General features: G+C 63.8%; 9 protein-coding genes. 2 read left to right on the top strand and 7 right to left on the bottom strand.

Annotation, left to right across the window (positions count from 1 at the left end; all coding sequences use genetic code 11):
- Positions 1-43 precede the first annotated feature (43 nt).
- Positions 44-1,009 carry an AraC family transcriptional regulator ligand-binding domain-containing protein gene (locus ACVW0Y_RS22100; protein WP_457441298.1) on the top strand — a complete coding sequence of 322 codons (966 nt, stop codon included), beginning with the start codon at positions 44-46 and terminating at the stop codon, positions 1,007-1,009.
- Between the two features lie 47 nt (positions 1,010-1,056).
- Here ACVW0Y_RS22100 and ACVW0Y_RS22095 read toward each other — a convergent pair whose 3' ends face one another.
- The 6 genes from ACVW0Y_RS22095 to ACVW0Y_RS22070 form a co-directional block, all read right to left on the bottom strand.
- Entirely contained in the window at positions 1,057-2,397 is a 1,341-nt protein-coding gene (locus tag ACVW0Y_RS22095; protein WP_457441258.1) for a pyridoxal phosphate-dependent decarboxylase family protein, read from the bottom strand.
- 265 nt (positions 2,398-2,662) lie between these two features.
- Positions 2,663-3,241, bottom strand: coding sequence for a phosphonate degradation HD-domain oxygenase (locus ACVW0Y_RS22090; RefSeq protein ID WP_457441255.1), 579 nt, complete (start codon positions 3,239-3,241; stop codon positions 2,663-2,665).
- Entirely contained in the window at positions 3,226-4,377 is a 1,152-nt protein-coding gene (locus ACVW0Y_RS22085; protein ID WP_457441253.1) for a TIGR03364 family FAD-dependent oxidoreductase, read from the bottom strand. Before ACVW0Y_RS22085 ends, ACVW0Y_RS22090 begins: the two co-directional genes overlap by 16 nt.
- Before the next feature lie 72 nt (positions 4,378-4,449).
- Complete coding sequence (locus ACVW0Y_RS22080) at positions 4,450-5,469, bottom strand: putative 2-aminoethylphosphonate ABC transporter substrate-binding protein (protein ID WP_457441251.1); 1,020 nt, start codon at positions 5,467-5,469, stop codon at positions 4,450-4,452.
- 44 nt (positions 5,470-5,513) lie between these two features.
- Positions 5,514-7,283, bottom strand: coding sequence for a putative 2-aminoethylphosphonate ABC transporter permease subunit (locus tag ACVW0Y_RS22075; protein ID WP_457441249.1), 1,770 nt, complete (start codon positions 7,281-7,283; stop codon positions 5,514-5,516).
- Positions 7,283-8,338, bottom strand: coding sequence for a putative 2-aminoethylphosphonate ABC transporter ATP-binding protein (locus ACVW0Y_RS22070; protein ID WP_457441247.1), 1,056 nt, complete (start codon positions 8,336-8,338; stop codon positions 7,283-7,285). The genes ACVW0Y_RS22075 and ACVW0Y_RS22070 overlap by 1 nt, the downstream gene beginning before the upstream one ends.
- A 249-nt stretch (positions 8,339-8,587) precedes the next feature.
- Between ACVW0Y_RS22070 and ACVW0Y_RS22065 the strand changes: the two genes are divergently transcribed.
- Entirely contained in the window at positions 8,588-9,226 is a 639-nt protein-coding gene (locus tag ACVW0Y_RS22065) for an NAD(P)H-dependent oxidoreductase (protein WP_457441246.1), read from the top strand.
- Between the two features lie 108 nt (positions 9,227-9,334).
- Here ACVW0Y_RS22065 and ACVW0Y_RS22060 read toward each other — a convergent pair whose 3' ends face one another.
- Positions 9,335-12,037, bottom strand: coding sequence for a S8 family peptidase (locus tag ACVW0Y_RS22060; RefSeq protein ID WP_457441244.1), 2,703 nt, complete (start codon positions 12,035-12,037; stop codon positions 9,335-9,337).
- Positions 12,038-12,149: the final 112 nt, after the last annotated feature.

Genomic DNA, 12,149 nt, shown 5'->3' with positions numbered 1-12,149 from the left:
AAGGCCAGCCCTGCTATGAGAAACCATGACTGCCACCAACGACATGCGCGAACCGGACAGAAACCTGGGAGAACTGGCCAATCCACGCAGCCAGGCAAGCCAGTTGTTTCACCGCGGGCCCCTGGGCCATGTGCTGCAGCGCTATATCAGCAGCCACGCCCGGCAGGGCAACGCCGACTACAGCGCGCTGGCACTGGAGCAACTCTGGGACCAGGCGGCCGAGCATGACCCGGCCATCGGCCTGCACCTGTTCGCCACCTTTACCCCGCAGGACTGGCATGTGATCGCCCTGATCGGCCAGTACTGCGAGAACGTGCAGAGCGCCATGGAAAACTGGGCGCGCTATGCCGGGCTGGCGTCGGATATGGATGCCGTGCGCCTGATCGCCGATGAGCAGGGCGTTGGCGTCGAGTTGAATATCGATGCCCCGGCCAACCTGGTGCGCTACCTCACCGAACACTACTTCGTCATGGCCCTGACCGTATGCAGCCAGGGCTCGGGGCAGACCGTCATCCCGGCCCGGGTGCAGCTGGCCTATCCGCGCCCGGGTTACCACAGCCAATACGCCGAGCGGTTTGGCGGTAATGTCAGCTTCGATTGCGAACGCACCCGCCTGTACTTCGACAGCGCCAGTCTGCAGGTGCCCATGCGCAACCGCCACGCCGGCATGCTGGCCCTGCTGAAACAGGAGCTGGACCGCTGCATCGCCCGCCAGCAACGCCTGGCCGGGTGGTCGGCGAAAGTGGCGCAAAGCATTCGCCATAGCCTGGCCAGCGGCCAGACACCGACCCTCGATAGCCAGGCCGACCTGCTGCACCAAAGCCCGCGCACCCTGCGTCGGCGTCTGGACGACGAAGGCCTGAGCTTTCGCCAACTGCTCGATCTGGTGCGCGCCGATATCGAGCAGTACCTGGAACTGCAAGGCGAAAGCCGCGCCGATATCGCCGCGCAATTGGGCTACAGCGACCTTACGGCGTATCTGCATGCGCGTAAGCGTTGGCGGCCGTAGCAGGGCTGGAAATATCGAGCCTGAAGCCTCCTCCACAAACAGGCGCCTCAGCCGCGATAGTTCTCCATCAGGCGCAGCAACGCCTCGATATCGTCATCCGCGGTGCGCCACGACGACACGCTGATGCGCAGCGCCGGTCGGCCTTGCCAGATCGTTCCGCCAAACCAGGCTTGTCCGCTTGCCTGTAGCGCCTCGCGTACGGCCAGGGTGTGGGCGTCGTTATCGCCGCGAAACAGCACCTGATTGAGCACCACCCGGTTCAGCACGTCATAGCCCGCGGTGCGCAAGCCTTCGGCCACGCGCTGCGCCTGCCGGCAATGGCGCTCCACCTGCTGAGCTACACCTTGTTTGCCCAGGCTGCGCAATGCCGCCCAGACCGGAATACCACGGGGCCGGCGGGAAAATTCCAGGGTCAGGTTTTTCTGCGCATCGGCGCTGGCACTGGAGTAGGCAGCGTCGCTATTCATCGCTGCAGCCAGGGCATCGGCGTCGCGGCAGATGGCCATGGCGCAGTCGTAGGGAGTGTTCAGCCATTTGTGTGCATCGGTGGTCCAGCTATCGGCCTGTTCGATGCCGGCGGTCAGCGATGCCAAGGCCGAAGCGCGGGCCCACAAGCCGAATGCGCCATCCACATGCACCCAGGCACCGGCTGCGCGGGCCTTGGGGATCAGTTCGGCAAACGGATCGAATTCGCCGGTATTCACCTCGCCGGCTTGCAGACAGAGGATGCTGTGATCGTCCAGGGGCGGCAGCTGTGCAGGGTCCACCTGGCCCTGGGCATTGACCGGCGCATAGATGATTTTGCCCGTGCCGAAGCCCAGCACGCGCAGGGCTTTTTTCACCGTGATATGCGCCAGTTCGGAGACCACCACCTTGATCTCGGGTGCGCCGATCAGGCCGTCGCGGTCGAAGTCCCAAGCTTGCCGGGCCAGCAGCGCACGGCGGGCGGCAGCCAGACAACTAAGGGTGCAGGCAGTGGCGCTGGTGCCAAACCCGACGGCGCTGTCGCGCGGCAGATCCAGCGCCTCCAGCACCCAGCGCGCGGCGGTGGCTTCCACGGTGGCGGCCACCGGCGAGTTATCGAAGCTGGAAGCGCATTGGTCCCAGGCCAGCATCAGGCGCTCGGCAGCCGCTGCAACGGGCAAGGAGGCACCAATAACAAAACCGAAATAGCGCGGCCCGTTGGACACCACGGTGGCCGCCGAGCCACGTTCGTCCAGCAGCTGCAGAGTTTGCTCGGCCGCCAAGCCCTGCGCTGGCAGTGGTTCAGCAAACGCCGCCAGCCCAGCCAGCGCCTCGGCATCGGGAAACACCCGGCGCGTGGCCACACCCGCGGTGTAATGGCGGGCGCGGGCGTCGGCCGCGGCAAGCAGTTCGAGTTCGTTCATACAGGCTCCAGAGGCGCGCGCGGCGGGTCCGCGGCATGGCGAAATTATTAGCCGCAAACCATCAGGGCTTAGCCGTACAGCCGGGCACAACAACAGCACAGCAGTGCCGCCGGAAAACACACTGTTTGCAGCACAGTTCGCCGGACATAGGCGCTGGGGCTCAATTGCGCGTGCCGCCAGATTCTGGATTCCCGCCTGTGCGGGAATCACCGCGTTGGAACTGCAAACCTCCGTCCTCCCAGCGCAGGCTGGGACCCGGAATGGCTCAGGAAACGGCGTCCAATAGCCGAGCTGCGGTGCATTCCCACCTGGCCAAATCCGGCAGCGGTTTGCCCACCACCTTCGCCGCCTCATCCCAGCGCCGCAACCGCAGCGCATCGGCAAACAACGGGTCACGCTCAAACGCGACCGCCTGCTCGGCGTTCATCGGCCCGCCTTGCCATACCAAGGTCTGCCGACTGGCCGGGCTCAGGGCTTCGAAGTAGCCCGGTTCGCGGGCGCACAGGTAGCGTTTGGCGTCGACATGGCTGGCCACCAGGTCACACAGGCGCTGGGGAAAACCCAGGCTGCGCAGCCAGTGCGCGCCGACCTGTTCATGGCCTTGGCGGCCGTTTTCGGCCATGCGGGTGTGCGTTTGCAGCGGTTGGCAGAAGTGCCCGACGTCGTGCAGAAAAGCCGCCAGTACCAGTTCGTCATCGGCACCTTCCTGTTCGGCCAACTTGGCGGCCTGGGCCATATGTTCGAGTTGGCTGATGGCCTCGCCGATGTAGTCCGCCTCGGCCTGTTGCTGGCACAGGGCGAACAGCTCACGGACGCTGGTTGCGCGGTTTATGCCGTTGGCCATGGACCTTCTCCCAGTAGGGCGGCGACGGTGCGTTCGCCCAGGCCCAGGCCGACGCTCATGCCCAGCCCGGTGTGCATCAGCACCGCGGTCACGCCATCGGCGGCGCGGGTGACGCTGAACGGGCCTGGGCCGCGGGCACCGTATACGCCTTGCCAGCGTTCGATCACCTCGACCGGCATGCCCAGGGTGTGTTCAGCCAGCTCGAGCAGGATGCGGTCGGTGCTTTCGGCGTTGAAGGGCGAGGCATCGCTGCCGTAGTCGTGGGAGTCGCCAATGATCAACTCGCCATAGGGCGTGGGGCTGATCAGCAGGTGAATGCCCAGGGCTTCCAGTTCCGGCTGTTCGCGGCGCACCTGCCGGCGAATGGCGTCGGCTTCCGGCAGGTCGGCAAAGGCACCGTAGTGGGTGCAGCTCAGGCCAGTGAGCAGTGAGTGTTGCAGGGCCAGCGGCTGGCTTGGCCGGGCGCGCAGCATTTGCAGGCGGCACACCTGCGGTTGCAGGCGGCTGATCGGCTCGGCCAGCAGGGTCTGGTAGTCATGGCCGGAGCACACCAGGATATGCCGTGCGCTAAAACGCCCGGCGCTGGTCTGGGCGCTGCCCGATTGCACATCGCGCACCAGGGTGCAGAAGTGAAACTCCACGGCATGCTCGCGCACCAGGTAGTCGATGATCTGCGGCAGCGCTTCACGGGAATACAGCTGTTGATCGTCCAGGCCATGCAAGGCCGCCCGGTGGTGGCTGAAGCGCCCGCCGTACAGGGCGTTCAGCGCATCGCCGCGCAGCAGTTCGGTGCGGTAGCCGAGCTCTTCGCCACGGCCGTTGACGAAGGCCTCCAGCAACGCTTCTTCGGCCTCGGTGCGGGCGAACAACAGCGAGCCCTGCTGGTGCAGGCTGAGGCCAGCGCGCTGGCCCAGATCGGCCCACAGCCCACGGGCCTGACGCGCCAGATTGAGCATCACCCCCGGCGCCTGACCGCCAACCAGCGCCTGGCCGAAATTGCGGATAGATGCCCCCAGCGGGGTGTGGCTGCGTTCGAATACCTTGACCTTGAGGCCGCGTTTGGCGCCAGCCCAGGCGTGGGCGAGGCCGAGAATACCGGCACCGACGATCAGCAGGTCGCAATCGTGCTCAGACATAAAAAACTCCGCAAACGGGTAAGGAGAAAAAAAGCCCGGCCAGGGCAAGGTGGCCGGGCGGTAACGCGGTGCTTATTGCGGCAGGGGTTCGGATTTGCCGTCGTAGCGCTTACGCCACTCGGCAAGAATCTGCTCGCGGTTTTCCGAGGCCCAGTTGAAGTCGTTTTTGATCAGACGCTGTTCGTAGTCAGCCGGCAGTTCCTGGAAGCGCTCGGCAATGCCGGGCTGGGCCAGGACGGCGAAGTTGACTTTGTACAGGTCCATGGCTTCTCGGCTGGCGGAGAAGTCGGCGAGCTTCTTGGCAGCGTCCAGGTGCGCGGTGCCTTTGATGATGCCGGTGGCTTCGATTTCCCAGCCCAGGCCTTCCTTGGGCAACACGATATCCAGCGGTGCGCCTTTGCGTTTCAGCTGTACGGCCGGGTATTCGAAGGAGATGCCGATCGGAAATTCACCGGCGGCAGCGAGCTTGCACGGCTTGGAGCCGGAATGGGTGTACTGGCCGATATTGGCGTGCAGTTTGTCCATAAAGGCCCAGCCCTGCGCCTGGCCGAAGGTTTGCAGCCAGGCGCTGACGTCCAGGTAGCCGGTGCCGGAGGAAGCCGGGTTAGGCATGACGATCTTGTCTTTGTACACCGGGTTGGTCAGGTCTTCCCATTTGGTCGGCTTGGGCAGACCGAGCTTCTCGGCTTCCACGGTGTTGAAGCAGATGGTCGCGGCCCATACGTCCATGCCCACCCAGGATGGCGGGGTGCTGGCGTCGCGGTAGTGGGCACCGATCTTGTCGAGGTTGGCCGGTGCGTAGGCTTCGAGCATGCCTTGCTGTTTCAGGATCGCCAGGCTGGAACCGGCCAGGCCCCAGACCACGTCAGCCTGCGGGCGCTCTTTTTCGGCCAGCAGTTTGGCGGTGACGATGCCAGTGGAGTCGCGCACCCATTTGATTTCGATATCCGGGTTCTGTTTCTCGAAGGCTTCTTTGTAGGCCTTGAGCTGTTCCACTTCGAGGGCGGTGTACACGGTCAGCTCGGTGTTGGCTTGCGCTTGCAAGGCACAGGCAGCGAGCAGGCCGGCGGCCAGGGCGGTACGTTTGAACATGGCATGACTCCTAGGTTGGCGTTGGTTGTTTTGGGCAGCGTGAATCAGTGCCCGGGCGCTGGCTGACGCCAGGCCTGGGAGCGGCGCAACAGGCCACGGGAAAGCCCGGCCAGCAGCAGGGAAACGCCGGCCGAGGTGAGCAGAATCAGGGTCGACATGGCGGCCGCGCCGCCGACGTTGCCGGCGTCATCCATGTTCAATACGGCCACGGCGGCGAGCACGCTGTCGGGGCTGTAGAGAAAGATCGCCGCCGACACCGTGGTCATCGCCGATACGAACAGGTAGCGAATGATGTCCAGCAGCGCCGGCAGGCAGATCGGCAAGGTCACCCGCAGAAAGTGGCGCAGCAGCGGCACCTTCAGCGACAGCGCGGCGGCCTCGAACTCGCCATCGAGCTGGCGCAGGGCGGCCGCGGCGGTCATCTGCGCGGTGGTGAAGAAGTGCGCGATGGTGCATAGCACCAGCAGGGTCAGGGTGCCGTACAGGCCGTTCAACGGGTTGTGCGGCTGGTTGAAGAAAAACACATAGCCCAGACCGAAGACCAAACCCGGCACCGCCATGGGCACAAAGCTGAGCAGGCGCAGGGCCTGAGTCAGAGCGGTCTGGCGGGTTTTTTCGATCAGGTAGGCGCCAGTGAAAATCACCAGGCTGCCAAACACGGCGCTGCAGCCGGCCAGTACCAGGCTATTGCGGTAGGCCAGCCAGCCGCCGGGCAATTCGGAGAAGGCGTAGTGGTCCAGCGCCAGCGACAGGTTGTAGGGCCAAAACTTCACCAGCGAGGAGAAGATCGCCATGCCGAACACACCGAGCAGGGCCAGGCAGATCAGCAGGGTGATGGCCAGAAAGGCGCGGTCCCGGCCTGGCGATGGTTTCGGGTGATAGACCTGCGCGCGGCCGCCCATGGCATCGCGCTGGCGGCGGCGCAGCCACAGGTCCACGGCAAAACTGAGCAGCGCCGGCAGCAACAGCACCATGCCGATCAGCGCGCCACGGCCGAACTGTTGCTGGCCAACCACCGCCTTGTAGGCCTCCAACGCCAGCACCTGGTAGTCGCCACCCACCACCACCGGCACACCGAAGTCGGTGATGCACAGGGTGAACACCAGGCACAGCGCGGCGAACACGCCCTGGCGGCTGCCCGACCAGGTGATGCTGCGAAACGCTCGCCACGGCGAAGCACCCATGCTCGAGGCGGCATCGAACAAGCGCGCATCGGCCAGGGCCAGGGCTGACAGCAGCACCATCAGCGCATGGGGAAAGGTGTAGATGGCCTGGCCGATGACGATGCCCCAGAAGCCATAGATATTGTCGGCAATCAGCCCGCGCAATACGCCCTGGTTACCGAACAGATAGATCAGGGCAATGCCTGGCAGCATCGACGGTGCCAACAGCGGCAGCAGAGAAATACCGCGCCACAGCGGTTTGGCCGGCATGCAGGTACGTTGCAGGGCATAGGCGAAGGCATAGGCCAGCGGCACCACGATCAACGCCACAGTCAGCGACACTTTCAAACTGTTGCCCAGCAGCCAGCGGAAGTTGGCACTGCCAAACAGCGCTGCCGCAGCGCTGAGCCCGCCGCCCTGGCTGGCATCACCGGCAAAGCCACGCCAGAGCATGGCCAGCAGGGGCAGCAGAACGGTGAGCAGCAACAGCAGCAGAAGTAACCATTGGCCGCCTTGGATAAATAAGCGGTCGGCGATAAAGCTATCGCGGTTAAAACCGCTCCTACGTGAGCGCGCACGATCCCGTAGGCGCGGTTTTAACCGCGATTGGTCTTCAGCCAAAACGGCAGGCTTGACCTCCACCCCCGCCATCACACAAACACCTGCAAACTGCGCGGCGGCAACGCCACCCAGATATCGGCACCGTTCAGGCGTGGCATGGCTTCCGGCTCCAGCTCGGCCAGCAGCGAATGGCCGGGCAGGGCGTCGAGTTCAAAGCGCAGGCGGCAACGGTTGCCGAGAAAGGTCATTTCGCGCATCTGCGCAGAGAACAGATTTTCTTCATGGACCGGCGGGTTGATCACCACCGACTCCGGCCGGCAGAACAGCCGGCCCCGGGCCTCGCCAGGTAGCCGATTGGCCAGGCGCAGGCTGATATCGCCGACCCGGGCATGGCCATCCAGGCTGCGCTCGAACGGCAGCCAGTTGCCCTGGCCGACGAACTCGGCCACAAACGGCGTGGCCGGCTTGCGGTAGATCTCTTGCGGGCTGGCGTATTGCTCGACGCGGCCCTGATTGATCACCGCAATCCGGTCGGCCATCAGCATGGCCTCGTCCTGATTGTGGGTAACCATCAGGGTGGTGATGCCCAGGCGTTTTTGCAGCTCGCGCAGTTCGCCACACAGGTGTTCGCGCACCCGCGCATCGAGGGCCGACATTGGTTCATCGAGCAGCAACAGCGAGGGTGCCGGTGCCAGGGCGCGGGCCAGGGCCACGCGCTGTTGCTGGCCGCCGGACAGCTGCCCCGGGTATTTCTTTTCGCTACCCAGAAGGCCGACCAGTTCCAGCATCTCGGCGACCCGCGCCTTGATGGTGGCGCGGCTGTTGCCATTCAGGCCGTAGCCGATGTTCTGCTCAACGGTAAGGTTGGGAAACAGCGCGTAGGACTGAAACAGAATGCCGTAGTCACGGGCCTGTGGCGGCAGTTCGGAGACATCCCGCGAGCCGATCACGATGCTGCCGCTGTCCTGCCGCTCCAGGCCGGCGATGCAGCGCAGCAGGGTGGTCTTGCCGCAGCCCGAGGGGCCGAGCAGGCACACCAATTCACCCGCAGCGATATCCAGCGACACCCCGTCCAGGGCTTTAAAGGCGCTGAAACCCTTATGGATGTTGCGCACCTGCATATTGACGGAGTGGGGGATAGTCATCAGAAAACCTCGAAGCACGATTGGGCTAGACCAGACCCATGCTAGGGAGGTGATGCGAAGGCTTTGTGGCAGTAGGGCAAAAGTTACCGATAGTGGTATTGGCGTTTTTTACAGTGCGGCGCTTGCCAGTGGTGCGCAATTAACCCTTGACCTTCAGGTTGGCTTTAATCGTTAACTCACGCCCAGGCTTGGTCCGGCAGCCTGTCGCGATTAGGCTGTACCCCTTACTGAAACCGATGGAAGTTGCTCATGAGTCAATTGACCGAACTGCTGAAATGGCGCTACGCCACGAAAAAGTACGACCCCTCGAAAACCGTGCCCGCCGAAAAGCTGGAACGCATTATTGAAGCGGTGCGGCTGACGGCCACCTCAAGCGGCCTGCAACCGTTTGAACTGCTGGTGGTGACCAACCCGGAAATTCGCGAAAAGATCAAAGCCGTCAGCTGGAACCAGGCGCAGGTCACTGACGCCTCGCACCTGCTGGTGTTCGCTGCCTGGGACGACATCACCGAAGCCAGGGTCAACATGATGTTCGACCTCACCAATCAGGTGCGCGGTACCGTCAACGAAGGCTGGGAAAACTACCGCAAGCAGCTGTTGGGGATCGTTGCCCAGCGTGGCAAAGAGGGCAATTACCAGGCCGCTGCGCGGCAGGCCTATATCGGCCTGGGCTCGGCGCTGATCGCGGCGGCATTCGAAGAAGTGGACGCCACACCCATGGAAGGTTTCGACCCCGCCGCAGTGGATGAGATTCTCGGCCTTGGTGCCAAGCACCTGCGCAGCGTGGTGATTTTGCCGCTGGGGCATCGTGCGGCGGAGGGCGACTGGTTGGTAAACCTGGAGAAAGTGCGTCGGTCGCGGGAAAACTTCGTCACCGAGATCAACTAAGCACGCCATCACGGGCATCCACCCCTGCGAACGGCGGTGGCTGTCCAACCGGCCGGGTAGCTCAGCGCGCACCCTGTGGCGCTGAGCTACCTCGGTGCGAACGTCCCCTCAGTACTGCATGCCGGCGTTGAACATCACCATCGAGTCGTTGTTGCCCGCCTGGTTGTTGTAGTCCTCGACGCGCAGCAGGCTGCCTTTGAAGTTGATTGCCCAGGCGGGCAATTCGTAGCGCATAAACAGCTCGTACTCCATATGCCGCGCTTCCGCGCTCAGGTTGAGGTTGACGCGGTTCATGGCCACGCTGTTGTCGGCGTTCAAGCCGGTGGGCAGTTCGGTTTTCAGGTTGCCGCTTTTTACCCGTAGCGGTTGGTACACCAGGGCACCCACCTGCAGCTGCGGGTCGGGCTGGCCGAGCACGCCGAGGGTAAAACTGTCGCTGCGCAGCGCCGCCGCTTGCGCCCAGCCATTGCCTTGCAAGGTGGTGCGGCCGGTGTTGTAGCGGCCATAGAGGTTCCACTGTTGGCCGACTGGCACATTGACGTTAAGGCCGCTGAACACGGTGCGTGATTGGCCATTGCCTAACCAGCTGTCACTTTCGGCACCGAGCAGGCGTTGCTGTTCTTGCAGCGCGCCCAGTTGCACACTGGCGCTCAGGCCTGCGGCGCTGGTGTAACCCCATTCGCTTTGTACGCTGTGTTGCTGCTCGTGGCTCGGGCGGTCGCTGAAGCGTTCCGCGGCCTTGGCCGTCTGCACCTGTACAGCGCTGTGCCAGTTCTGCCCCATGTTCCAACGCAGGCCGGCACCGCTGGCTTGCTCTTGCAGGCTCAGGTACGGGTTGCTGAATGCCTCGGTGACGCTGGTGTTGCGCAGCGCCGGTTGGGCGTCGAGCAAGCCCTGGCTCCAGGACGGATCGGTGTTGACGCTGGCACTCAACGCCAGGTTGTTGCCCAGCGGCTGCCAGGCTTGGACCTGCCCCAGGCCGGCCAGACCGCTGCCTTCACCGCCCTCGCTGTACGTCATGCGCAGACCGCCGGCGGTGTGCAGCTGCTGTTGGGTATTTTCCAGGTTCTGCCGCTGCAGGTAGGCGACGGTGTCGATACGGCTGCGCTCGGCCACCTGGCCGTTGCCCAGGGCGTCGCCTTTTACCAGGAATGGCGCATCGAGGCTGTCTTTGAGTACCAGGTTGACCGTGGACAAGGCACTGCGTACCGCATTGCCCAGCGGCGAGCTTTCCGCCATGGCCGCTCGACTGATCGGAATGGCCATGCCGCTCTGGGTGTTGATCATCAGCGCGCCAATAGGCCGGGTGGCGGTGTCCAGGTCCAGCAAGCCCTGACCGTAGACGTTTTGATCGGCGTAGATACCGGTCTTATTGGCAGACACCAGAACACGGTTGACGATCTGTTCGGAAGTGAGGGTAGGGAACACATCCATCAGCACGGCCAGAGCACCTGAGACCGTAGGCGCGGCCAGCGACGAGCCGGTGGTAAAGCTGATGCCACCCGGGGTGGGAACCTGGAAACCAAAGCCGGGTGCCGCGATGCACCACGCCTTGGCCGCGCCGCAGGGGTTGCCTTGCAGCGACGAGGCGGTGGCGTTGCCTTCGTTGGCCCAGTCGTAGTTCAGGTCGACGGCAATCACGGCCAGCCAGTTGCCTTTAAGGCCCGGCACCAGCAGCGGCATGCTGGCAAAGGAAGACGGCTCGGGCTGGGTTTTATCGTTGCCGGCGGCCCACACGTAAATGATGCCGGCATCCACACCACGCTGGTACATCGCGCCCCAGGTGTCGGCAATCTGCTGGTTGGTACCCCCCACCACATAACTGTGGTTGGAAATGCGCGCGCCGTACTGAATTTCCCGGTCCACTACCTGGGAATCGCCCTGGCCCCAATGGGTAAGTAGCTTCGCGTCGTAAGCAACGCCGTGGTAATTCACGCCGTTTTTCTCGCCCAGCGCGGTACGGGCCACTGCGGTGCCATGGCCATCCGTTTCGCCGGCTGCATAGTCAGGTTCACCGCCGAGCACACTGCCGACCGCCATCTGGTTCACCAGTTCGGGGTGAAGGGTGTTGATCTGATCGACATCCTGTACCGAGATCACCACGCCCTCGCCGGTGCCGCCCCGTGCATAGGCGTAGTCGGCGTGAATGGCGTTGAGGGTCTGGGTGGTTTTGAACTCGGTGGTGCGGTAGGTCGCGCGAGCGCTGGGGTCCAGGCCGGGATCGGGCTTTGGCTCGGGCGTGACAACAGGGGGGGCAACCGGCGGCACTACCGGACCCGCTGGAGGAACTACAGGTGCCACCGGTGGAACAACCGGTGCTACGGGCGGAACAACCGGGGGCGGGGCTGGCACCACTGGCGTTGGATCGTCCGCCGGTGGCGCAGGGTTTGCTGGCGGGTGGTGGCCACTGCCGCCCTTGTTAGTCGCGGCGATAGCCGCCACGGCACCTACCGCTACCGCTGCCGAAATCCCGACCTTGCCGGCGTCGGTTTCAAACCACGCCGCCAACTCTTCCTTGGAGGCTTTCGATACTTTTTCCAGTAGCTTGCGACGCTCAGGCGAGGCCCCCGTGCCCAGGTACTTCAGCAGATCGGCACGGTACTCGGGAAAGACTTCCAGGGTGGGCTCTACTTGCAATTCCAAGGCGCTGTCCGAGAGGTCGTAGAGCCGCGCAAACTCGTGCTGGATCTCGGGAATAAGTTCGCCAGGCGGTGGTGGGGCAGCCCAGCCTTGCGCCACCAGGCAGCAACTCAAGCCCATGCCCAAACCCAATCGCCCTATGTTCGCTTTACTGCCGTCATCACCAAACATGCCCGATCCCTGCCGTTTTAATTATCTGGCCGAGGCGATAGCAAGTGGCGCTCCAGTTAGGCGCGGAAGTCGAGTGGGCGGGCACTTTTGTGAGCAGCCCAACAATAATTTA

It is taken from the genome of Pseudomonas sp. TE3786, assembly GCF_054057335.1.
Note: the sequence above shows the minus strand (reverse complement) of the source record. Positions and strands in the feature narration are given on the sequence as shown.

What these genes read in the sequence shown, in the direction of transcription:
- ACVW0Y_RS22085 (WP_457441253.1), bottom strand. Translation starts at nt 4,377, where the DNA reads ATGTCTGAGCACGATTGCGACCTGCTGATCGTCGGTGCCGGTATTCTC.
- ACVW0Y_RS22065 (WP_457441246.1), top strand. Translation starts at nt 8,588, where the DNA reads ATGAGTCAATTGACCGAACTGCTGAAATGGCGCTACGCCACGAAAAAG.
- ACVW0Y_RS22075 (WP_457441249.1), bottom strand. Translation starts at nt 7,283, where the DNA reads ATGGCGGGGGTGGAGGTCAAGCCTGCCGTTTTGGCTGAAGACCAATCG.
- ACVW0Y_RS22100 (WP_457441298.1), top strand. Translation starts at nt 44, where the DNA reads ATGCGCGAACCGGACAGAAACCTGGGAGAACTGGCCAATCCACGCAGC.
- ACVW0Y_RS22090 (WP_457441255.1), bottom strand. Translation starts at nt 3,241, where the DNA reads ATGGCCAACGGCATAAACCGCGCAACCAGCGTCCGTGAGCTGTTCGCC.
- ACVW0Y_RS22070 (WP_457441247.1), bottom strand. Translation starts at nt 8,338, where the DNA reads ATGACTATCCCCCACTCCGTCAATATGCAGGTGCGCAACATCCATAAG.
- ACVW0Y_RS22060 (WP_457441244.1), bottom strand. Translation starts at nt 12,037, where the DNA reads ATGTTTGGTGATGACGGCAGTAAAGCGAACATAGGGCGATTGGGTTTG.
- ACVW0Y_RS22080 (WP_457441251.1), bottom strand. Translation starts at nt 5,469, where the DNA reads ATGTTCAAACGTACCGCCCTGGCCGCCGGCCTGCTCGCTGCCTGTGCC.
- ACVW0Y_RS22095 (WP_457441258.1), bottom strand. Translation starts at nt 2,397, where the DNA reads ATGAACGAACTCGAACTGCTTGCCGCGGCCGACGCCCGCGCCCGCCAT.